Here is a 22,566-nt window from a genome sequence, read left to right on the forward strand (position 1 = left end):
TTAAAACTTATATGAAAAACCAATGTTTCCTTTTAGTTCTTTATCTGAGTTAGTGTATAGATTGCTTCCTAGGTCTATATTAAATGAAGCATTAGGGCTTAGTTTATAATCAACCCCGAAATTAATTCCTACACTAGTATCACCTTTACTTCCATCTACTTTGTTTTGTATTTTAAGTTCATCAATGAAGATTAAATCAGGCTTGTGGTTTAATTCTTTGCTAAGTCCTACTGCTAAATACGCATCAAATACATTAGGCACTTTAAATCCACCTTCTAAAGCAACTCCTAATTCATGCTTTAACTGACTATCTCCTTTTAATACTAAACCTTCTTGATTAATTGCAGTTGGTTTATATGAAGTTAGATGATATTTTAAGCTAGGTTCGAAATATACCTTATCTCCAAATCTAACACCACTCTCAATACTTGCTTCATATACATTGTGGCTTTTATTAGCTTTTACATCTAGCATTTTTGCTTCATAAGAGCTTGCGATATTGTGATAGAAAGCATTAGCACCTATAAAAACATTATTATTAAATTTATTTAGCGCATAAATTCCAAATCCTTTAGAATCAGCATCTGAGCTTAAATTACCTTTAGTCTCAGCTCTACCAACACTAGCAGCTAAACCTAGAGTTAAATCTGAATTATTAAACTCATGAGTCTTATCAATTCCAACGCTCATATTCTTATAGCGGATTGCGTTGTATTCATACTTTGCATAACCCATTTGATTATCAAGCCAAAAACCATTGCCTAATTTATAATCTTTTAAAGCTCTAAATCTTTTACTTAAAGTATTGTTTTTAGTTCTAATTATATAATCAGGGCTTGTTAGAATGAACTTAGCTGTATCTATTGCTTCTTTATCAAACTCAGTAGGTTTAAACATATCGCCAACTTCTACTTCAAGGCTTGTTAGATTATAATTATTGTTTGCACCATTTGCTATGTTAGTGCTATCTGCTCCGCTTATTACACTATCTATGTTTGTATTATTTACTAAGTCTTCTCCACTAACTCCAACACTCCAAACATAACTACCATTAATATCACTAAAGTGCTTGTATTTATCTACTAATTCATACATTGCTAACTTTGATTTATAAGTAACTTTAAAGAAGTCTTCTCCTATGCTTGAAGTTGTAGCTGCTGTTACTACGCCTCCGGTAGGTGTGCTTTGTTTAATGATAGCAACAGGAACGAAACCTTGTGTTAAATTACTTAAATTTGTATTAGCTAATTGAATTCTATTTCCACCGCCAATTGCACCTTCTCTAGCAATTATAGCTCCACTATATCCTTTATATAAAGAATCATCTTCTCCAAATCCATTTCCGTAGATGTAAAATGTCGTATTTGTAGCATTTAAAGTATTAGTTGCAACTTGACCATGAATGCTTGACTTGCTTGTATTTAGTTTATCAGCTCTTATACCACCTTTAATGGTTGAATTATCTACATTATAAGTATTTCCTTTGGTAATATTTGCATCATAAACTTTAGTAGCCGCATCGCTAGCACCTGTTAATAAAGAACTTACATTAGCACTATTTTTAATAGTTGCTATGTTTGCACTAATTTTATTAGAAGTTACATTGATATTATCAATTACTAATCCAGTAGTTACATTAATATCATTTGCTGTTATATCTTTACTAGCACCTTTATTTGCATCGTATAAGAAATCAGCGCTATTTGCTTTAACTATATTAAACTTGTTTCCTTGATATGCAGTAAGCTTATTATCAACATTAAGCATTCCATTAAATGTGCTATTATCTACTTCTGCATTATTGCTTACTTTTGTATCGCCTTTATAAGTAGCATTGCTACTATTTCTTATATCGCTTAGGCTTACATCTTTTTCATAGGTTACTTGATTAGTGAATAAATCACCTGTACCTGTAATAACTGATGAGATTGTTCCATTATTTACATAGATTTCGCCGTGGTTTTCAATAGTTCCTGTGATTTGCGAACCACCTTCTATTAAAACCTTATTAGCTTGGTTTGTTAAAGTTAGATTACCTATGTTTGAATTGTTATCTAGCTTAGCCATTGTATTATCGCTTAGAGTTAGATTAGCAACTTTTGAACCAGAATCAATGATTGCTTGAGTATTGTTTTTTAATTCTAAATCACTAAAAGTAGAGCCACTAATTACTGAACCACAAACAGCTGGATCTTCACAATTAATGCTTACTTTACCACCAAATACTGAGCCATTAGCGTATAATTGTCTTACATCTGTTGTTCCTATAAATTCCGCACCTTTTTCAGCTGCTAAGAAATCAGTTGCTACACTACCCTTAAAGCTTGAACCCGCATTTGCAATAATGCTATCTTTTACATTTACTTTACTTGCTGTATCAAATACTGAACCATTATTTGCTATTAGTATGTTTGAATTAACTTCACTTGTAAAGTTTGCACCAGTGTTTGCTGTAATAGTATCGCTTGCTGTTACTACGCCACTAAAAATTGCTTTATCGTTAGCTATTATTTCTTTTGCAGATACATTGCCTTTAAAATTAGCATTAGCTGATGTTAATGTATCTATAACATCTACTGTGCTAGCAAATTCTGAAGCTGTTGTTCCTACTAAAGTCTCTAAATTATTTGCTTTTACTGAGCTATTAAATTTAGAACCATTACTTGCTGTTAGTGTATTTGTATCGATTGCATTAGCAAAGCTTGAGCTATCAGCTGTGATTGAATTGTTTTTAGTTATTGTGCCACTAAATGTAGAGCCGGTTGCTTTAATATCTGTTGCATTTACAGTGCTTGTAGCTGCAAATGTTGAGCCTGTGTTAGCTTCTAGGAATGCTGAATTTATCGTACCATCAAAACTAGCTCCGTTTGAAGTGATTTTATTAGTTGCTGTTGTTGAGCCTTTAAAGCTTGAACCAGCATTTGCTATGATATTATCGTTTGCTTTTACAGTACTTGTAGTATCAAATACTGAGCCACTATTAGCTGTGATTGTGTTAGCTGTGGTAATTCCACCAAAGCTTGAACCATTGTTTGCAGTGATAGTTCCTGCTGTTACATTGTTTGTAAACTTAGCATTAGCTGATGTTAGTGTGTTTGTAACATTTACTGTGCTAGCAAAACTTGAAGATATTGTTCCTGCTAAGGTTTCTAAATCATTTGCTGTTACAGTGCCGTTAAATATAGCACCATTTGAAGTTAGTTTGTTAGCTACTGTTACATTTCCTTTGAAACTTGAGTTGTTAGTAGCTGTTAATGTATTTGTATCAATTGCTTTTTCAAAAGTTGAGCTATCAGCTGTGATTGAATTGTTTTTAACTATGTTTCCACTAAATGTAGAACCTGTTGCTTTAATATCTGTTGCATTTACATTGCTAGTAGCTGTAAAATTAGAATTAGCGTTTGCTTCCAAGAATGCTGTTTTTATTTCTGCTTCAAATGTAGCACCTGTTGAAGTGATTTTATTAGTTGCACTTACATTGCCTTTAAAATCTGCATTATTTGCCGTAATTGAAGTTGCAATATCTACATTACCACTAAATGTTGATTTGTTATCTGCTAAGGTTTCAAGCTCATTTGCTGTTACTGTGCCACCAAATGTAGCACCATTTGAAGTGATTTTGCTAGTCGCTGTGGTGTTAGCGTTAAAGTTAGAACCATTATTTGCTGTGATTGTGTTTGCAGTAACATCTTTAGCAAATGTTGTATCACTTGCAGTGATTGAGTTAGTAATATTTACACTTCCGTTGAAAGTAGAGTTTGTTCCACTTGTAGTATCTTTTTGGCTAACTAAATCTTTTGCGTTTACTGTGCCACCGAAAGTAGAGCTTGTAGATGTTAGGGTGTTGGTAACATTTGTAGCCCCACCTATATTTGAAGTCTTGATATCTGCTACATTTGCTTTAATTGCACTTGTAGCGTCTAAAGTAGAACTTGTCATATCAAGTTTAGTTTGAGCATTAATCTTAGCGCCTGTTGCATTTGTGCCATTTGTTATGGTAATGTTTTGAGCTCTTAGGTTATGGTTAAGATTTGCCACGCCAGAGTTATTGATAGTTACACCACTTAGGGTTAAATCTGAAATATTTGTATTTGTGCTGTGAGAACCTACAGTTGTATTAGTTAATGCTCCACCACTTATTGTTAGTTTATTGTTGGCTGAACCACTACCATATCCATTTATAGATATATTGTTTAAAGTGCTATTTGTAAAAATAGTTTCTGTGTTAGAATCTAAAACTACATTATGTTTTGACTGATCTGCTGTATTTCTATGCATATTAACACCATCAAATGTATTTTTACCTACAAAATGCATATAACCACTAATGTTTGCATCTATATCGGTTCCTTTACCACTATCATCTTTAGAAAAAGTATTATTTGTATATTTTCCTTGAGCCTTTAACTTACCGCCTTTAAATGTGTTTTCATTTAAGTTAATTTCACTTGTAGTATTCAAACCTACTTCGGTGTTTGTAAATGTATTTTTTGTATAAGTTCCTTTAGCATCTATTTTACTATTTATAATCGTATTACCTTCTGCGACCCCTACAAGTCCAGTTGGTGCATGTATTATAACATCGGTTAAATTATTATTTTGAATGGTGATATCTCTTTTAAGAGTTATACTAGTTCCATTTAATTCACTATTTTTAAGAGATAAATAACCTAAATCAACTTTAATAGTATTATCTGCTTTTACATTGTCAAACCTAACACTTGCATTACCATGAAAAAAAGCATTTTTTATTTCATTTTTTGCTGTTGAAGTTGAATCTCCTATATCTAAATATCCATCCCTTGATTCAAAATCAATTATTTTACTAGCATCAGATACAGTAGATGTAATTTTCTTAATATTTGTAGTACCACGACTATGGACTACTTTAGCAGTTCCATCAGAACTTAACTCTCCTATAATCACATTACCACCTTCTTCAAGAGAAGAATTATTGTTAAGTGTTAATTTGTCTAAATTTGTCTTACCACCAGACCACAATTTAGAATTATCTGCTGTGATATTTTTAAAACTTGTTTCTGTTATATTAATACCATCAGGATTATTATTATTGTTGTTAATTGTGCAATCTGTTGCACTACTTGTGCAAAATGTATCAGGCTTTATCAAAGCTGCATTTAGTTGCCCACTACTAAGAGCTAAACAAGTTAATAATGATAAGCTTAATTTATATTTCATAATAATATTCCTTATTTAATGTTATAAAATCGCTAAAACTTTTAATTTTAATAAAATTATGTTAATTTAAAGTTTTAATTTTATCTTTATATAAGTCTTTTAAAAGTGCTAAGAATTTGAATTATGAATTATGTTACGAGCAATAAGGCTTAAAAGTTTTAATAATATTTTGATATATTAGTTAAAAATTATTTTAAGGGATTTTTATGTTAGAAATTTCTGGTTTAAATCTTGTTATTTTCGTTTTATTAGTCTTAGCTATTTTGTTTTTAAAACTAGCTATCAAAATCGTTTCTCAAAGTGATATTATCATCATTGAAAGGCTTGGGAAATTTCATAAAGAAATAAGCGGTGGATTTCACCTAATCTTCCCTGTACTTGATGTTCCAAGAGCTGTAATAACCATAAGAGAACAGCTTATTTATATAGACAAACAACAAGTTATTACAAAAGATAACGTAAATATATCAGTAGATGGCATAGTATATTTAAAGGTAACTAATGGAAAAATGGCTGTTTATAATGTAGAAGATTATAAAATGGCAATTTCAGCCCTTGCGATGACAACTTTAAGGGGTGAAATAGGTGGAATGAATCTTGATGATACGCTAAGTAGTCGTGATAGATTAAACGCGGCTTTGCAAATGGCTTTATGTGATGCAGCAGATAACTGGGGTGTAAAGATAATGAGAGTTGAGATATCAGAAATCTCAGTTCCAGCAGGTATTGAAGAAGCTATGAATATGCAAATGAAAGCTGAGCGTGAAAAAAGAGCTATTGAGCTAAACGCCGAGGCTAAAAAAGCAGCACTTATAAGAAATGCAGAAGCGCTAAAACAAGAGCAAGTTTTAAACGCAGAAGCAATAGAAAGAATGGCAGATGCTAAAAAATACGAGCAAATTGCTATATCTTTAGGTCAAAAAGAAGCCATTCGCAATATAAATGAAGCAATGAGCGAAAATGTAAACGCAGCTGAGTTTTTACTAGCAAAGGGTAGGGTTGAGGCATTTTTAGAACTTGCAAAAAACGAAAGCAAAGACAAAATAATAGTGCCTTATGAAAGCAGTGAGCTAATCGGAGCTTTGAGTGTTTTAAAAGATTTTATCGGTAAGAAAAAATGATTGATTATATTTTGATAGCTACTGGGTTTGTGTTAGGAATTATTGAGCTTTTGCTTGGTAGCTTTTATGTGATATTTTTTGCGATTGGGTTTTTTATAGTTGGAGTTTTAGGGCTTTTTTTAGAAATTAGTCTTGAAATAAAGCTTGTTTTATGTGTTGTTTTATCGCTTGGTTTGTTGCTTTTATTTAAAAAATTTTTCAAAAAAAATCAAGAGATTGTAAAAGATAACTTTTTAGATGAAAGTGGTTTTGGAGTTATTAAAAACGGCATGGTGTATTATAAAGGTGCTTTATGGCAAGCGAACGAAATCTCACATCTAAAAGAAGGCGATAAGATTAGGATAAAAGGCGTAGAAAATAACAAATTAATCCTTGAATAAAAACTATTAATACCTAATTAGTAATTATTTTCAAGGTTTTTTATTCTACAATTATTTTTACAATTCTTTATTATTTTTTAGTAATTTTATTCGCTCGTAGTAATCAGGCATAAAGCCTAAAAGTTTGTCATAAAAAGCCTTTGAATGATCAGCGTGATATAGATGAGTTAGCTCATGCATAATCACAGCTTCTATTGCTAAAATATCTTTTTTAACTAGCTCGGTATTTAGGTTTATATAAGCTTTTCTTGTATTGCAAGAGCCCCAACGAGTTGTCATTTTTCTAAGCTTTAAAGCTTTTATATCTTTACCCACAATTACACAAAATCTTTTTAAAATCTCGCTAAATATTTCTCGTGATTTTAGTTTATAAAAATCATCTAAAATCTTTTTAGCCTTTTCACTATCTTTTGTAGCTTTTATGATTAGTTTGTCATCTTGCAATAAAAAAGAAGTTCTAATTCCTAATTCAAATTCTAGCTCGTAATTCTTGCCTAAAAAGCTTATTTGATTAGTAGTTTCTTGATTTGCCAAAAGCTCTTGCATTCTTTGCTTAATCCAAGCACTTTTAAGCTCTAAAAATTCTTTTGCTCTATTCATATTTACAAAATACGGCACACTTACTTCAACTAAGCCATATTTTCGCACTTTTATGATTATGTTTTTTATGCGTTTTCTTGTAAATTTTACTTCGTAATTCATGGTTTTAAGCACCCTTTAAGAGTGCTTATTACATATAAAAAATCATAGATAAAACGAACATAAAAATAGTTCCTGCTATCATAGGCACGCTTGTTCTTTTAACTACTTCAAGTGGGGTTTTGCCAACACTACCTGCTACTATCATTATTACAGCTGATACTGGCGAGACTGCTCTTAGCAAGTTTCCAGCTAGTCCCATAGGAATTGATATAGCCAATACATCTATATTTGCAGCCGCTGCAAGTGGCACAAAAAGCGGAGCCATCGCATAAAACAAAGCATTTCCACTACCACTTAATATAACAATCACAGCCGTTAAAAGCACTAAAATAAGTGGTAAAACAAAGCTTATTCCATCGCCTTGAATACTACTCATAAAGCTTTCTAAAGCTTTGATAATTCCTATTGATTGAAGACCTACAACAAAGGTTGTTCCAGCTACAAGTAGTGCAACGATTGAAAGCGCTCCACCCATACCTTTAAAGAATTCTTGTGTTAAATCTAGGCTAAGTCTTATATTTCTTGTTCTAATTAGCTCGCAAACAATAGCTACGATAAATGAGAAAAATACAGCTATTTCAACACTAATTGCAGCACTACTAAATAAATAAACCCCAACTAATAAAAATATCGGAAGTAGTGGTAAAAAGGCATAAATAATTTTTGTAATTGGACTAAATTCTAGCTCTTTTAATTCTTCGCTCTTTATATTATCATCGCTTGAAATCTTTTCTTTGCTATCGCAATATTTTTGCCAAAACAAATGCACAAAAGCCATAAAAATAATAGTTGGAATCGAAACCCTTGCATGATAATTAAATACATATTCGCTTACGCTTAGATTTGCAAACCTTTCTAACTTTACTAATTCTCCTACAACTGCGATATTATCACTTCCTAAAGGAGTTGGCACAATGGTTGCAGTAGTTGCGATAATTCCTGCTGCACTAAGAGTTGAAAGCCCTGATTTTTTCATAATAGGATAAAGTGTAGCAAGTAAAATTATCGCTAGATTTGAAGCACTTGGAACTACAATTGATAATAAATTGCCTAATAAAAACACCACAGGCACTAAAATATAAGGCGATTTTATATATTTTATAGGTTTTATAAGTAGGCTTACCGTTGCATCATTTGCTCTAATTTTATTCATATAAGCTGTATATCCACCTAAAATAAGGATAACAAATCCCGCCTTAGTTAAAATATCTTTAAACTTTATTGCAATTGCTTGAAGTGGGTCAAGCAAAGCAATGCCACTTGATTTAAAGCCCTTAATAGCAATATCGCCACCACTATACATAGCAATATACATAAGAGTAAGACCTACAAAAAACAAGCTTATTTTAATATCAAGGTTTTTAATAAGCATATAAATAATAAGCGAAACGCCTAAAATTGCACTAATATACATAATCATTTTATTATCCTTAAATACACTTGCTAAGCGAGTTTAAAAACCACTCTCTAAAGGCATTTGCATCAATATCGGTGCAAACTTTTGCATTTGCTTCACGCTTTAAATATCCTTTTAAATCCACAACACTAGCACCTCTAGCGTATCCATTTAATTCTATATCTACAAAACATTCGCTAACGCTAAAAAGCTCAGGCTTTAAAAGATAAGCGATAGCACAACTATCATACATTTTAAGCCCTGTATTAAAGCTACCACCACGATATTTTTTAAATAGCGCATTAGCCATTTTTCCAACTTCGCCAAACTCATCAATCTTTGCCATATCTTCAGGATACACAAGAGCTTTAAGTCCTACATCAAGTGTAGCCATTACGATAGGTAGCCCTGAATTAAACACCATCTTAGCAGCTTCTGGATCGGTTGCGAAATTAAACTCGCTTAAAACTCCTTTATTTCCACGAGCTAGTGAGCCACCCATTAAAACGATTTCAGCGATATTATCTTTTACTTCAGGATACATAGAAAATAATAATGCTATATTTGTAAGTGGAGCAATAGGAACTAGAGTTATTTTTTCTTTACTATTTAAAATAGTATCTCTTAGCTCTAATACTGCGTGATTTTTGCATAATAATTCTTGCTTTGGCTCAGGAAAATCAAAGCCGTCCATTCCACTTGAGCCATGCACATTTGATGCGTCTATTAAAGGCTCTATTAAAGGCTCTTTTGCACCCATTGCAACAGGTATATCTTTTTTAAATAAAGCTAGTAATTTTAAAGCATTGTTTGTAACCTTATCAATGCTTACATTTCCTGCAACCGTGCTAATTAGCCTTACATCTAATTCATTAGAAAATAGTGCAATTGCAATAGCTAAAGCATCATCAATACCTGGATCTGTATCTATTATAATTGGTCTTTTCATTTTGTATCCTTAGAAAAATTATTTACTTCATCAATACTTGGAATTGAGCTTTGTGCCCCTAGTTTTAATGTGCTTAGAGCTGCTGCTTTTGAGCCAAAATCTATTGCCTCATCAATTGTTTTTGCATTTGCAAGACTTGCTGCAAGAGCACCTATAAATGTATCTCCTGCTGCTGTTGTATCAATAGGATTTACTTTATAAGCTTTGAAAAACTTTTCAACTTCTTTATTTTTATAAGCACTTCCATCGCTTGAAAGTGTAAGTATTATTTCTCTTGCTCCTAAATCTAATAAAGCTTTTAAACAAGCTTTTGTATCAGTGTTTATATTAGTATAAAACTCTGCTTCGCTTTGATTTACAATAAATAAATCAATGTATTTATAAATATCTTTATCAATTTCTTTTGCAGGTGCAGGGTTAAATATCGTAAATAATCCTAATTCCTTTGCTAGTTTTAAGGCTTCAAAAGTTGCTTTAATATTGCATTCAAATTGAGCGATAAAAATATCATCTTTTTTGATTTCACCCTTTTTATAAAGAGTGTTTAAAATCTCTTTTATTTCATTTTCATCTATGCTGTGATTTGCACCTTTATTGATGATTATGCGATTATCATTATTTGAGCGAATTATAAAAGCTGTTCCGCTACTGCAATTTGAAGAGATTTTTATATTTTCGGTGTTAATTCCATGAGATTTTAGATTGTTTATTAGTGCAGGTGCAAAGGCATCATTTCCAACTGAGCCTATCATTAATACATTTGCCCCTAATTTTTGACAGGCTAAGGCTTGATTTGCTCCCTTACCGCCATCGCTTATTAGTAGGTTTTTACCTTCTATTGTTTGCCCTTGTTTGGGAACTTCGTCGCATTCAATGGAAAAATCCATATTCAAGCTTCCAAAAATTATTATCTTTTTTGACACGATTTATCCTTAAAAAATTTAAAGGAATTATTTAAGCTAAAGAAGATTAAATTAAGCTTATAAAATCAGCAAAAAACTAGCATATTTTTTGTGGAATTTGAATTCGGATTTTGCTTTCATTTAAGAGTTTTAAAATCTAAATTCCTATTTCAAATTCTTTTTATTTTTAGCAAAGATAATAGAGAATTAAAATACAAAATAGGAATTTGAAAAATCAAATTCCTATTTAAAATTAAGATTGAATAATCTTAGGTTTAGAAAACGCTCTTAAAGGTTTAATTACGCCTTTAAATTTCTCAACTTCTACTAATGTTGTATGAGCTGTGTTTGATTGAGCTAGTTTTGATGTTCCTTTATCACGAGTTAGAACATTTACGCAACCATGTTGGCAAAGTGATTTTTTGCCATAAACTTCAGGGTCATACCAAGCACCTTCGCAAATTATAATAGTATCAGCTCTTACAATATCGCTTACTAATGCACCAGCTAAAATCTCACCTCTGTCGTTATAAACTCTTACAATATCTCCTGTTTTAATTCCCCTTGCTTTTGCAGTATCTGGATGAATTAGCATAGGTTCTCTACCATTTACTTCAGCATAATTTCTAATTAAAGAGTTATTTAGCTGAGAGTGTAATCTAAATCTTGAATGCGGACTAATTACTGCTAATGGGTGTTTTTTGGTTTGTTCTTTATTGCCTACCCACTCAAATGGTTCAAACCAAGCAGGGTGTCCTAAACAATCATCATAACCCATTTTTGCAATTGTTGGAGAGTATATTTCAATCTTTCCACTAGGAGTTCCTAATCTGTATTTATGTGGATTTTTTACAAAATCGCTAAGTCTTGTGTAATACTCAGTATCTTTATTCACTTTATCAAATCTAACAAAACCAGCTTCAAGTGCTTCATCAAAGCTTGGCATATTGTATCCTAATGATTTTCCTTGTCTTAAAGCGTCATTATAAATATCTTTCATCCATTCAAGCTCATTAGCCTTACCTTCGGTAAATATTTCTTCAACGCCCCATCTTTTGCAAATCTCTTTACAAATCCAAAAGTCGCTCTTGCTCTCTCCCATAGGCTCAATTACTGGCTTATTTAAGAATATGTATTCACTATTTGTGCTAGCTTCTATATCGTAGCGTTCAGGCTCAATTGCAACAGGTAAAACAATATCGCTTAATTTTGCTTGTGCAGTCCAAAATGGCTCAGCTGTTATGATAGTATCAACTTTTTTAAATCCTTCTACCGCACGATTTACATCTTGATGGCGAGTAAAGAATGAGCCACTTGCATTAAATGCTACTCTTATATGTGGAAGTTTTATTTTTTTACCATTTTGATCAATTACTTTGCCAGGATTTAGCATTGCATCAATACTTCTTGAGCTAGGAATTGTTATATTTTCAAATTTCTTCCAAGGGCTATTTTCATCTCCTAAGTTTTCGCTAGGAACAGAAGCTAAACCTTTAAGAGTAGGTGCTATAAATTTATCAGCGCCTTGTGAATAATATCCTAAGCTAAACTCAAATCCACAACCAGTGCAACCTACATGACCTAGCATAGTAGCTAGTATTGTAATCATCCAGTGAGCTTGTTCTCCATGGTCTTGTCTTTGTATTGCACGGCCTGCAATTATTATTGATTTATTATCACATAAATCATCTGCTAAATCTTTTAGAGTTTTTACATCTACTCCACAAATCGCACTTGCCCATGCTAAATCTTTTTTAACTCCATCGTTTTCGCCCATGAAGTATTCTTTAAATTTATTAAAGCCAACTGTGTATTTTTTAATAAAATCTTTTGCATATTTTCCACTCTCATATAAATAGCAGCACATTCCTATCATCATTGCTGTATCTGTATTAGGGCGAACTGAGATTAATTTGCTCTCAACATAGCGATTTGTGTTATTTGCATATACATCTACGCTATAAGTTTTGATTTTACCAGCTTTGCTTAGTTCTTTTAGCTTTGTGAAATATTCATAGTTTGTATGAGTTGGTGTGCCAACTGCGATTTGATTGGTTACTAGTGGGTCAGTTCCCCAAAATACAACGCTTTTTGCGTTTTCTAAAATACTTTTCCAAGTAGTTGGTGCTTCATAAACTGTGTTTGAGCCAAAAATATGAGGTAAGATTACCATACCAGCACCAGTTGAATAATCTCCACTTTCTTCTACATAACCGCCTAAGATTTTTAACATTCTATGAGCTGTGGTTCTTCCCCAACTAATTTTACCCCAGCCACCCCACCAGTAGCATTCACCATAAATTGCTTCAGGGCCGTATTTATCAAAATTATCTTTAAGTGCTTTTGCAGCTAAATCAAGTGCCTTTTCCCAGCTAACTCTTACGAATTCTTCTTCGCCTCTTAAGTCGTTTTTCTTTTTACCTTCAAGATAGCTTTTTCTAACGCAAGGATATAAAACACGGCTTTCGTTTTGTGTTCTATCAGGAACGCAGTTATTCATAGTGTTTGGGAATTTGTCTCCTTCAAATGGAGTTACGCTTACTATTTGAGAACTATTAATGTTTGCATAAAATGGTCCAAATCTATCAGAAACTAATACTTTTTTATCATCAAAAATAGTATCTTTTACGCCTTCTATTTTACTAGCGTGAAGACTTGCAGTAGTTAGTGCGCTTAGCTTTAAAAAACTTCTTCTTTTCATAATTTTCTCCTTTATTTAATATCTTTTGCGTGATTTTGTAAATATTTAATAATTAAACTTTTGCTAGCCTTATCAAGCTCTACATAACCTGAACTTATCATACTTTCAAGATTTGATGGCCATTGATTTACTGAATATTCTTTCGTATCGTGCAATAAATGACAAGGTGAGCAAGTTTGCTCATAAAGACTTTTTGCACTCTTAAAAATCTCATCTTTATTAGCTACTAAATCGCTTTCATTAAGCGTAAAATTAATGCTTACTTTATGCCAATCTTCGCCATATTCATCTTGAACGAGTTCAAGCATTTTTATATATGGATTTGCATCACCTTTAAATGTAGGGTTGTTATCGTTATCGTGAAAACTCATATAATTTTCAACTTGCATAAAGCTTTTTACAATTTCTTCTTGATAGTTATCATTAACATAACCAATAAGCTCAACATTAGCTTTACCATTATTTATACTTTTAACATTTACAGGGCTTAATAAACTAGCAGTTCCTATAAATTTATTGTCAAGTTTAACTTCAACATCTTTGTTTAAATACATCGTATTTGCAAGAGCAAACGATGAGATAATACAGCTTAAAAATATCTTTTTCATACATCTCCTTAAATTAATTTTAAAATTATTAATTAAAATTATAAGCTTATAAACTTGTAATATTCTTAAAAGAGAATAATATATTTTCTTTAGTTTTAAATGCTTTTAGGAGTGTTTTAGAACTTAAAATAATATTTCAAATTCCTATTTCAAATTCCACGATTTTTTCAAAGAATTTGAAATAGGAATTTAAACTCTTCTATCATAAATGTTTTCTTCGTTTTTGTATGCTAAAAATATAGCTAATAAATCTCTATCATTTTTGATTTTATTTATATCAATTTTATTCAAGCTTTCTTTTATATTTTCGCTCTTACTTTCTATGGGTTTAAAATCATCATCTTTATCTTTTGAAGCTTTCATTACTTCTTCATCAAAATGGTTTTGCATTTCGTTTGCTAGTTTTATAAATTCATTTTTAAAATCATCAAGGCTTAAATCTTCTCTTGCTAACAAATCAGCTAATTTATCACAATAAGCGTCTTTACCACAAGCAAGTCCAACGAAATCTAATTCATTACTAACTTTTAAATAAATGAATTCATTTTCTTTTAAAAGCTGTTTTAAATCTGTATTGTTTTGTCTAAAAATTTGATTATAAATATTATTGCTTGTAGTATCATTTTGCAAGGCTTTTAGCTTTCTAAAAGCAATAAAATCATCATCTTTTAAGCCATATAAAACTTGCGAATTCATCAATTCTTTTTGCAAACTAGCATATAAAAAACCTTCTTGCTTTAGACCTTGCATAGCTTTTTGCAAGGCATTTGGTTCATATACATTAAAATTTTCATCTTTAGGAATATCTTTTAGAATATTGTTTAATTTTTCTTCTTCGGTATCATTTATTAATACATTGTGTTTTTCTGCTATTTGGCTAACTTCTAAGCCTTTATCTAAGTCTTTTTTTAATTCTTTTTTATCAAGCGTATCAAATACTTGTATTTGTTTTATTAATGTTTTTACATTTTGATTAATTGAACTAATTTGCATTTAAACCCCTTTTTTTTATATCGGCAAGTTTTGAATAAATTTAATATTTTTTTAAATATTTACTTTATTTTTTTAAATTGTTTGAAATTATTTAAGGTTTAAAAATGAAAAATATAAAATCAGCAATTTATTCAAACGAACTTTGCGAAATAAATATAGAAATAATGATTCAAAAAGGCTTACCAGCTTTTAATATAGTAGGCTTACCGAGTGCAAGTATTAAAGAAAGCGTTGATAGGATAAAATCAGCCTTCGCAAATCTTGATGATTTTTCTTTACCTTGTAAAAAAATAGTAATAAACCTAAGCCCATCAGATATTCCAAAACAAGGAAGCCATTTTGATTTAGCAATTGCCTTGCTTGTTTATTTTTATGAAAAAGACTTAGATAATGATTATTATGTATTTGGAGAGCTTGGACTTGATGGCAAATTAAAAAGCACTTCAAATTTATTTTCTATATTATTATTTTTAGCAAGTGTTAAACCAAACGCTAAGGTATTAATTCCAAAAGATTTAGCAAATGAAGCAAGTCTTATTTATAATCTAAATTGTTACGCGGTTGATAATTTAAACGAAGCTTTTAGCTTTTTTCTAAGTGAGAATAAAGATGAGTTTAAAATAAATTATAATGAAAATATTTTTAAATCCTTAATCAAAATAAATAATAAAACTTATATAAAAAATACAGAATTTCCATTAGATTTCATAGACATAAGAGGGCAAAATCAAGCAAAATTAGCTTGCAAAATCGCAGCACTTGGAATGCATAATATAATGCTAGAAGGCTCTCCTGGAAGTGGTAAGAGTATGTGTGCTAAAAGACTTGTTTATATAATGCCTCCGCTTAGTATTGATGAAATCTTAGAAAGTAATGCGTATAAGAGTTTAAATAATGAAAAGCTTGATTTTTCATCAATTAGAAGCTTTAGAAGTCCGCATAGAAGTTCAACCATTAGCTCAATTTTAGGCGGCGGGACAAAGAATGCAAGAATTGGCGAAATCGCACTTGCTAATAATGGAGTTTTGTTTTTTGATGAGTTTAGTTATTTTAATAAGCAAATTATAGAAAGCCTAAGAGAGCCTTTAGAAGATAATATAATCAATATTTCTAGGGTTAATTCAAAAATATCTTATAAGACTAAGTTTTTATTTATTTCAGCGCTAAATCCATGTCCGTGTGGCAAATTATTTAAAAAAGAGCAAACTTGCAAATGCCTTGAGCGTGATATTGTTAAATACAAAAGCAAAATCTCAGAGCCTATTTATGATAGGATTGATTTATATGTTGCAGTTGATGAGGTTTCTTATGATGCAAGTTCAAATGTAAGTAGTAAGGAATTAGCAGATGAGATTTTAAAGGCTTTTATATTTCAAAAAGAAGTAAGAAAACAAGATGAATTTAATGGGAAATTAAGTGATTTAGAGATTAAAAAATATTGCGTATTAGACGATAGTGCAAAAGTAATTTTTGAAAAAGCTGTAAAAAATTATAATCTTAGTGCAAGAGCAGCTAATAAGGTTTTAAAGGTTGCTAGGTCTTTAGCTGATTTTGAAGAAAGATTATTAATAAATGAAAAAGATATAAAAATTGCCTTATCTTTTAGATACAAAACAATGAAATAAAATCAAGGAATTTGAATTAGGAAATAAAATCAAATTCCTATTTCAAATTCTTTTTAATTTGTTACTATTTTTAGCTATTTTTTACGACTTAAAAGGATTATGATGAAAGATAAATTAGCCAAATTATATTTAACATTTTTTTATTCAGGTCTTAGCCCTGTTGCAAGTGGCACAATGGGAACAATTGCTGCACTACCTTTTGCTTATTTGTTACTAATTTACACAGCAAAAAGCACTTTAATACTTTTAAGTATTGCAATTTTTATAGCAAGTATTACAATCATTGACGATTACGAAAAAACTCACGAACACGATGCTAAAGAAATAGTAATTGATGAAGTTTGTGGGGTTTTCTTGGCTATTGGTATGAGTTTTAATGGCTCTTGGTGGCATTTTGCTTTAGCTTTTGTTTTGTTTAGGATTTTTGATATTACTAAGCCTAGTGTTATAGGCAGGGTTGATAAAAGAATAAAAGGCGGGCTAGGTGTTATGCTTGATGATTTGCTTGCAGGATTTTTTGCAGGTCTTTTATGCCTTATTATTCAAGGTATTTATTTAAATTATTTAAAGGATTTATTATGAAAAAAAGTTTAATTTTGTTAGCTTCAAGTGCGGCTTTTGCTTTAGATATTGGTGTGGTTTTACCACTTAGTGGAAGTGTAGCAGCTTATGGAAACGCAGCACTTAGTGGAATTAAAGTAGCAAATGCAATGCAACCAACTTTAAAAAATGGTGAAAAGATTAATTTAAATATTGTGGATACTAAAGGCGATAAAATAGAATCAATCACAGCAACTGAGAGAATTTTGCCTAAAGTAAATGCAATAATAGGCGAAATGATTACAGCTAATACAATAGTAGTTATGAATACAGCAGAAGCTAAAAAAGTTCCTGTAATTGCACCAGCTGCAACAAATGATAAATTATTAAAAGGTAAAAATTACGCAGCTAGAGTTTGCTTTAATGATAGTTTTCAAGGTGAAGCTATGGCTAAATATTTATTAGCACAAGGCAAAAAAACTACAATAATAGTAAAAGATCAAGCTACTGATTATTCACTAGGTTTATCAAAAGCTTATAAAAAAGAATTCACAAAAGGTGGTGGAGAAATAATAAAAGAATTAATCATCACAAGTGGGGATAAAGATTTTAATGCAATAGTTGCACAAATTGCTAGCTTAAATCCTGATGTAGTGTATTTACCACTTTATTATCAAGAAGCAGCGCTTTTTGTAAGACAAGCAAAAATTGCAGGAGTAAAAAGTATAATAGCAAGTGCTGATGGCGTTGCTGATGAGCAATTTGTTAAACTTGCAAGAGAATATACAAACAATCACTTATATACAGATAGTTTTGATGCAAATGTTCCACCAACAGAACTTAGTAAAAAATATTTAGAAGAATATTCAAAAGCTTATAATGGTGCAGTTGTTTCAAACTTTGCTGCTATGGGAGCTGATGCTTATTTTGTATTAGTAGAAGCTGCTAATCGTTGCCAAGAAGTTACAAGTGAATGTATAAATCAAGAAATCAAAAAGACAAAAGATTATGAAGGCGTAAGCGGAGTAATTAGTATAGATAATACTGGCGAGACTAAAAGGTCTTTAATTATTAAAGAAGTAGTGAATGAACAAGCAGTTTATAAAGACACTATTAAGTAAGGGATTTTGATGAAAAAATTATTATTTTCTTTAGCACTACTTAGCTCTTTAAATGCAGAGGTGCTAAGAGTTGCAACAGCACCAAATTATCCTCCCTATGAATATTTGGAAGATAATGAGTTAAAAGGTTTTGATGTTGATATTGTAAAAGAGATTGCAAAAAGAAATAATTTAGAATTAGAGTTTAAATATATGGATTTTGATGGGCTTATCCCATCACTTAAAAGCAACAAAGCTGATTTAATAGGTGCTTTAATGAAAAGAACACCATTAAGAGAAAGAGCGGTTGATTTTACGATTAATTTTAAAGATAGTTCAAATTATTTTTTACAAAGACTAGAATTAGGTAAAACTCAAAATCTTGAAAATTGCGAAAATATAGATTTTTCAAATACTATTTTTGGTGCAGAGCTTGGCTCTATTCAATACGATATTGCAAAAAAGCTTAGCAAACAAGTAATGGGCTATAACAATTCAAGCATTAGCATACTAGCTTTAAGAAATAAAAAGGTTGATGTTATTGTGCTTGATAAGGTTGCTGCTCTTAACTTTTTAGAAAAAAATGAAGATTTAGATATTTTTTGCGATTATAAAGACAGTGATTCTCAAGGATTTGCGATAAATAAAGGAAATACTAAGTTACTTGAAATGATAAATAAAACCTTACAAGAAATGCTTGATGATGGCACAATAAATGAAATTAGCAAAAAGTATAAAATAAATTAATGCTAGTTCATATTTGTTGTAGCGTTGATTCGCACTTTTTTTTACAAGAATTAAGAAAATTAATGCCTGATGAAGAACTCATCGGGTATTTTTATGATCCAAATATTCATCCTTTAAGCGAATATGAATTAAGATATTTTGATGTAGCAAGATCTTGCAAGAAATTAAATATAAAGCTTATTAAGGGTGAATATAATTTCGCTGAATGGTTTAATTTCGTAAAAGGCTATGAAAACGAGCCTGAGCGTGGCAAGAGATGTTCTAAATGTTTTGATTTTAGAATGCAAAGCTCGGTTGAAATGGCTTTAAAATTAGGACAAAAATCATTCACAACTACACTTTTATGCTCTCCTAAAAAAGATTTAGAACAATTAAAAGTATCGATGCAAGAAGCTTTAAAAGGGACTAATTTAGAGTTTTTTTGTGTAGATTTTAGAAAAAATGGCGGAACACAAAGGCAGTTAAAATTAGCAAAAGATGATTTATTGTATCATCAAAATTATTGTGGCTGTATTTATGGGCTAGTTCAGCAAAAAAGCGAAGAGCATTTAATAAAAGAACTAAGCTCAAGCATATACAAAAACCTTATTTTACCTGCTTCAATAGAAGAGAAATTGCAACTTTTTAAAAAGATTGAAAAAGATGAAAAGAGCAATAAAAACATAAGCATTATTAGGGAAAAATTCTTAAATTATCGTTTGCTTTATGCAAGAATTAGTGATAATGAAAAATACTTAAGAGCTTTTGTGTTGTTTTATTCTCATTTTAAATCAAGGAAAATTAATCTAAATCTTGATAACTCAAAAGATTTTATAATTTGCAATAAAGATGAATTATGTTTAATTAGTTTTAAAAAGGCTAATGAGTTTTTTAAATACAAAGATTTTAATGAGTTTTTGAAAAATCCACCAAGTATTAAAAAACAGATAAGTTTTAGAGCAAAACTATTTAACCACTATAACCTAAGTCCTATTATAATTTTAGATGAAATACCAAAAAAAATTGAAATCATCGCAAAAAGTATAATCTTTGAAGATGTTAGATTGATACAAGGAAAATAATGCAATTAAGCTCAAGTGATTTAAATATTTTATTATTTATTTCTTTTGTTGTGTTTTCATCTCCTTATATAGCAAAAATTACAAGTTTGCCTATATTAGCAGTAGAAATTATTTTAGGAAGTATTGCGGGTGCTTTAGGAATAATTACTAAAACTCCTGCTTTTAGTTTAGCATCTAGCATAGGATTTTGTTATTTGATGTTTATTGCTGGGCTTGAAGTTAGTCTTAAAGAATTTATAAAGTTAAAAGCAGATGAGCTAAAGAAAATATTTTTATTTTACTTTATTTTATACTCCTTAGCTATTAGTGTTGCCTTAGTTTTAAAACTTAGTTTGGTGGTTGCTATAATAATTCCTGTAATGAGTATTGGTCTTATTAGTATTTTGTATAAGGATTATGAAGTTACTCCAAAATGGCTTAGTTTTGCTATGGTTTTAGCAGCACTTGGAGAAGTTATAAGCATTATTTTAATAACACTTCTAAATAGCTTTTCGCATTCTAGCGATTTAATTAGCGTTATTACTTCTGTATTATCAATCGTGTTCTTTTTAGGAATATTTGTTGTAATTTATTATATTTTTAATGCGATTTTTTGGTGGTTGCCTTGGCTTAAAGAGATTTTAATGCCTGATTATGATAAAGCAGAAAGAAATGTAAGACTTAGCCTTGCTTTATGGATGTTAGCAGTTGCTTTAATGCTTTATTTTGATTTTGAAATAGCTTTAGGAGCGTTCTTAGCTGGTATGTTTATATCAAGCTTTTTTGGTCATAAAAAGGATTTAGAACATAAATTAAGCTCTTTAGGACATCCTTTTTTAATACCTATATTTTTCGTTTATGTTGGACTTAGTCTTGATTTTAGCCTTGTAAATTATGAGCTTATTTTTATGGCATTTGCGATTTGCTTTACAATGCTTATTTGTAGGCTTATTAGCTCTTTTGTATTTTATAAAGATTTTAAAATATCTTGTATTTTAGTAGCATTTACAACTTGTATGCCACTTACATTGCTTATTGCTATTGCTACTTTAGGTAAGAAATTAAACTTAATTGATGATTCTTTTTATTTAGCTTTAGTTTTATCTTCGCTTATAGAAGCAGTTTTATTTATGTGGGTTATTCCTAAGATTTCGTTACTTATTGAAACAAGAAAACAAAAATCAAGATAGCTTTTTACTAAATTTCACAAATTCTTTTTAAAATAGTAAAAATTAAAAAGGAGACAAAATGGAAAAAGCAAAATTAATTTATGATGGTAAGGAATTTGAATTTGATGTTCTTAGCGGAACTAGGGGTGCAAAATCTATTGATTTTTCATCTTTATATTCAAAAACAGGGGCATTTTCTTACGATGAAGGGCTAACAAGCACAGCAACTTGTAAATCAAGCATTACTTATATTGATGGAGAAGCAGGGGAATTAAGACATCGTGGTTATTCTATTGAATGGCTTGCAGAAAATAAAACATTTTTAGATGTAGTGCATTTGTTATTACACAAAGAATTACCAAGCCCTGAGAGATTAGAAGCGTTTAGATATGAGCTAAAAAAAAGAAGTTTTATTCACGAAGGTATGCATAAATTATTTGATGCTTTCCCTGATAATGCTCATCCAATGGCAGTTATGCAAGCAGCAGTTGCCGCACTTTCAACCTTTTATCCTGATCATTTAAATATGGATAAGCACGAAGATTTTATGGAAATGGCAGCTAGAATTGTGGCAAAAATACCAACAATAGCAGCAAGTGCGTATCGTTATAAAAACGGCTTTCCTATGGCATATCCAAATCTTGATCGTGGATTTACAGAAAACTTTTTATATATGTTAAGAACTTATCCATACGAGCATGTAAATCTAAGACCTATTGAAGTTAAGGCTTTAGATACCGTTTTAATGCTTCATGCTGATCACGAGCAAAATGCAAGCACAAGTGTGGTTCGCTCAGTCGGTAGCACTCATGCACATCCATACAGCTGTATAAGTTCAGCTATCGGTGCATTATGGGGGCATGCTCATGGGGGAGCTAATGAAGGTGTTATTAGAATGCTTGAGACTATCGGCACACCTGATAGGGTTGATGAGTTTATTAAAAAAGCAAAAGATAAGAATGATCCATTTAGATTAATGGGCTTTGGTCATAGAGTTTATAAGAATTTTGACCCAAGAGCAAAAGTTCTTAAAAAACTAAGAGATCAATTAATTAGCGAAATTGGAATTGATGCAAACTTTGTAAAAGTTGCAACAAGAATTGAAGAAATAGCTTTAAATGATGAGTATTTTGTAAGCCGTGGATTATATCCAAATGTGGATTTTCATAGCGGCTTAATATTAAAAGCTTTAGGAATTCCTAATGAAATGTTTGCTGTTATGTTTGTGGTTGGTAGAATTCCTGGTTGGATTTCACAATTAGTTGAACAAAAAGAAAGTCCTTTAAAAATAGTTCGCCCAAGACAAATCTACATTGGAGACTAAAAGAATTTGAATTCGGAAATTCCGAATTCAAATTCCATTTACAAATTAAGCTTTAAAAGCTTTATTTTGC

At 30.7% G+C, this 22,566-nt stretch carries 17 protein-coding genes; 9 read left to right on the forward strand and 8 right to left on the reverse strand.

What is annotated here, in order from left to right:
* Window positions 1-5,199, reverse strand: a complete 5,199-nt coding sequence (locus AVANS_RS00455; protein ID WP_239817712.1) for a hypothetical protein — start codon at window positions 5,197-5,199, stop codon at window positions 1-3.
* 206 nt (window positions 5,200-5,405) lie between these two features.
* On the opposite strand from AVANS_RS00455, the gene AVANS_RS00460 reads away from it, so the two are divergent.
* A complete protein-coding gene (locus AVANS_RS00460) occupies window positions 5,406-6,320 on the forward strand; it encodes a stomatin-like protein (RefSeq protein ID WP_239817713.1) in 915 nt (304 codons plus the stop codon).
* On the forward strand, window positions 6,317-6,700 hold the full coding sequence (locus AVANS_RS00465; protein WP_239817714.1) for an NfeD family protein: 384 nt from the start codon (window positions 6,317-6,319) through the stop codon (window positions 6,698-6,700). Before AVANS_RS00460 ends, AVANS_RS00465 begins: the two co-directional genes overlap by 4 nt.
* 57 nt (window positions 6,701-6,757) lie before the next feature.
* On the opposite strand, the gene AVANS_RS00470 is transcribed toward AVANS_RS00465, so the two are convergent.
* The 7 genes from AVANS_RS00470 to AVANS_RS00500 form a co-directional block, all read right to left on the reverse strand.
* Window positions 6,758-7,402 carry a SprT family zinc-dependent metalloprotease gene (locus AVANS_RS00470; RefSeq protein WP_239817715.1) on the reverse strand — a complete coding sequence of 215 codons (645 nt, stop codon included), beginning with the start codon at window positions 7,400-7,402 and terminating at the stop codon, window positions 6,758-6,760.
* A 28-nt stretch (window positions 7,403-7,430) separates the two neighbouring features.
* Window positions 7,431-8,822 (reverse strand): C4-dicarboxylate transporter DcuC, encoded by a 1,392-nt coding sequence (gene dcuC, locus AVANS_RS00475; RefSeq protein ID WP_239817716.1) that lies wholly within the window; start codon window positions 8,820-8,822, stop codon window positions 7,431-7,433.
* A 10-nt stretch (window positions 8,823-8,832) separates the two neighbouring features.
* A complete protein-coding gene (gene rihC / locus AVANS_RS00480) occupies window positions 8,833-9,747 on the reverse strand; it encodes a ribonucleoside hydrolase RihC (protein ID WP_239817717.1) in 915 nt (304 codons plus the stop codon).
* A complete protein-coding gene (rbsK, locus tag AVANS_RS00485; protein WP_239817718.1) occupies window positions 9,744-10,670 on the reverse strand; it encodes a ribokinase in 927 nt (308 codons plus the stop codon). Before rbsK ends, rihC begins: the two co-directional genes overlap by 4 nt.
* Window positions 10,671-10,902: 232 nt before the next feature.
* Window positions 10,903-13,350, reverse strand: coding sequence for a molybdopterin-dependent oxidoreductase (locus tag AVANS_RS00490; RefSeq protein WP_239817719.1), 2,448 nt, complete (start codon window positions 13,348-13,350; stop codon window positions 10,903-10,905).
* An 11-nt stretch (window positions 13,351-13,361) separates the two neighbouring features.
* Window positions 13,362-13,958: a hypothetical protein gene (locus tag AVANS_RS00495; protein ID WP_239817720.1), complete on the reverse strand. Its 597-nt coding sequence runs from the start codon at window positions 13,956-13,958 to the stop codon at window positions 13,362-13,364.
* 189 nt (window positions 13,959-14,147) lie between these two features.
* Window positions 14,148-14,951, reverse strand: a complete 804-nt coding sequence (locus AVANS_RS00500) for a hypothetical protein (RefSeq protein WP_239817721.1) — start codon at window positions 14,949-14,951, stop codon at window positions 14,148-14,150.
* 104 nt (window positions 14,952-15,055) lie between these two features.
* On the opposite strand from AVANS_RS00500, the gene AVANS_RS00505 reads away from it, so the two are divergent.
* The 7 genes from AVANS_RS00505 to AVANS_RS00535 all read left to right on the forward strand — a co-directional run bounded on the left by AVANS_RS00505 (window position 15,056) and on the right by AVANS_RS00535 (window position 22,496).
* On the forward strand, window positions 15,056-16,576 hold the full coding sequence (locus AVANS_RS00505; RefSeq protein WP_239817722.1) for a YifB family Mg chelatase-like AAA ATPase: 1,521 nt from the start codon (window positions 15,056-15,058) through the stop codon (window positions 16,574-16,576).
* 102 nt (window positions 16,577-16,678) lie between these two features.
* Entirely contained in the window at window positions 16,679-17,158 is a 480-nt protein-coding gene (locus tag AVANS_RS00510; RefSeq protein WP_239817723.1) for a phosphatidylglycerophosphatase A, read from the forward strand.
* Entirely contained in the window at window positions 17,155-18,237 is a 1,083-nt protein-coding gene (locus AVANS_RS00515; protein ID WP_239817724.1) for an ABC transporter substrate-binding protein, read from the forward strand. Before AVANS_RS00510 ends, AVANS_RS00515 begins: the two co-directional genes overlap by 4 nt.
* 9 nt (window positions 18,238-18,246) lie before the next feature.
* On the forward strand, window positions 18,247-18,963 hold the full coding sequence (locus AVANS_RS00520) for a transporter substrate-binding domain-containing protein (protein WP_239817725.1): 717 nt from the start codon (window positions 18,247-18,249) through the stop codon (window positions 18,961-18,963).
* Window positions 18,963-20,024 carry an epoxyqueuosine reductase QueH gene (locus AVANS_RS00525; protein ID WP_239817726.1) on the forward strand — a complete coding sequence of 354 codons (1,062 nt, stop codon included), beginning with the start codon at window positions 18,963-18,965 and terminating at the stop codon, window positions 20,022-20,024. The genes AVANS_RS00520 and AVANS_RS00525 overlap by 1 nt, the downstream gene beginning before the upstream one ends.
* A complete protein-coding gene (locus AVANS_RS00530; RefSeq protein WP_239817727.1) occupies window positions 20,024-21,193 on the forward strand; it encodes a cation:proton antiporter in 1,170 nt (389 codons plus the stop codon). Before AVANS_RS00525 ends, AVANS_RS00530 begins: the two co-directional genes overlap by 1 nt.
* 58 nt (window positions 21,194-21,251) lie before the next feature.
* A complete protein-coding gene (locus tag AVANS_RS00535) occupies window positions 21,252-22,496 on the forward strand; it encodes a citrate synthase (protein ID WP_239817728.1) in 1,245 nt (414 codons plus the stop codon).
* Window positions 22,497-22,566: the final 70 nt, after the last annotated feature.

Origin of the sequence: Campylobacter sp. RM5004, from assembly GCF_022369455.1 — a bacterium.
Classification (GTDB): Bacteria; Campylobacterota; Campylobacteria; order Campylobacterales; family Campylobacteraceae; genus Campylobacter_E.

Coding starts and splice junctions, on each gene's coding strand:
- AVANS_RS00455 (WP_239817712.1), bottom strand. CDS start 5,199: ATGAAATATAAATTAAGCTTATCATTATTAACTTGTTTAGCTCTTAGT.
- AVANS_RS00460 (WP_239817713.1), top strand. CDS start 5,406: ATGTTAGAAATTTCTGGTTTAAATCTTGTTATTTTCGTTTTATTAGTC.
- AVANS_RS00465 (WP_239817714.1), top strand. CDS start 6,317: ATGATTGATTATATTTTGATAGCTACTGGGTTTGTGTTAGGAATTATT.
- AVANS_RS00470 (WP_239817715.1), bottom strand. CDS start 7,402: ATGAATTACGAAGTAAAATTTACAAGAAAACGCATAAAAAACATAATC.
- dcuC (WP_239817716.1), bottom strand. CDS start 8,822: ATGATTATGTATATTAGTGCAATTTTAGGCGTTTCGCTTATTATTTAT.
- rihC (WP_239817717.1), bottom strand. CDS start 9,747: ATGAAAAGACCAATTATAATAGATACAGATCCAGGTATTGATGATGCT.
- AVANS_RS00490 (WP_239817719.1), bottom strand. CDS start 13,350: ATGAAAAGAAGAAGTTTTTTAAAGCTAAGCGCACTAACTACTGCAAGT.
- AVANS_RS00495 (WP_239817720.1), bottom strand. CDS start 13,958: ATGAAAAAGATATTTTTAAGCTGTATTATCTCATCGTTTGCTCTTGCA.
- AVANS_RS00500 (WP_239817721.1), bottom strand. CDS start 14,951: ATGCAAATTAGTTCAATTAATCAAAATGTAAAAACATTAATAAAACAA.
- AVANS_RS00505 (WP_239817722.1), top strand. CDS start 15,056: ATGAAAAATATAAAATCAGCAATTTATTCAAACGAACTTTGCGAAATA.
- AVANS_RS00510 (WP_239817723.1), top strand. CDS start 16,679: ATGAAAGATAAATTAGCCAAATTATATTTAACATTTTTTTATTCAGGT.
- AVANS_RS00515 (WP_239817724.1), top strand. CDS start 17,155: ATGAAAAAAAGTTTAATTTTGTTAGCTTCAAGTGCGGCTTTTGCTTTA.
- AVANS_RS00520 (WP_239817725.1), top strand. CDS start 18,247: ATGAAAAAATTATTATTTTCTTTAGCACTACTTAGCTCTTTAAATGCA.
- AVANS_RS00525 (WP_239817726.1), top strand. CDS start 18,963: ATGCTAGTTCATATTTGTTGTAGCGTTGATTCGCACTTTTTTTTACAA.
- AVANS_RS00530 (WP_239817727.1), top strand. CDS start 20,024: ATGCAATTAAGCTCAAGTGATTTAAATATTTTATTATTTATTTCTTTT.
- AVANS_RS00535 (WP_239817728.1), top strand. CDS start 21,252: ATGGAAAAAGCAAAATTAATTTATGATGGTAAGGAATTTGAATTTGAT.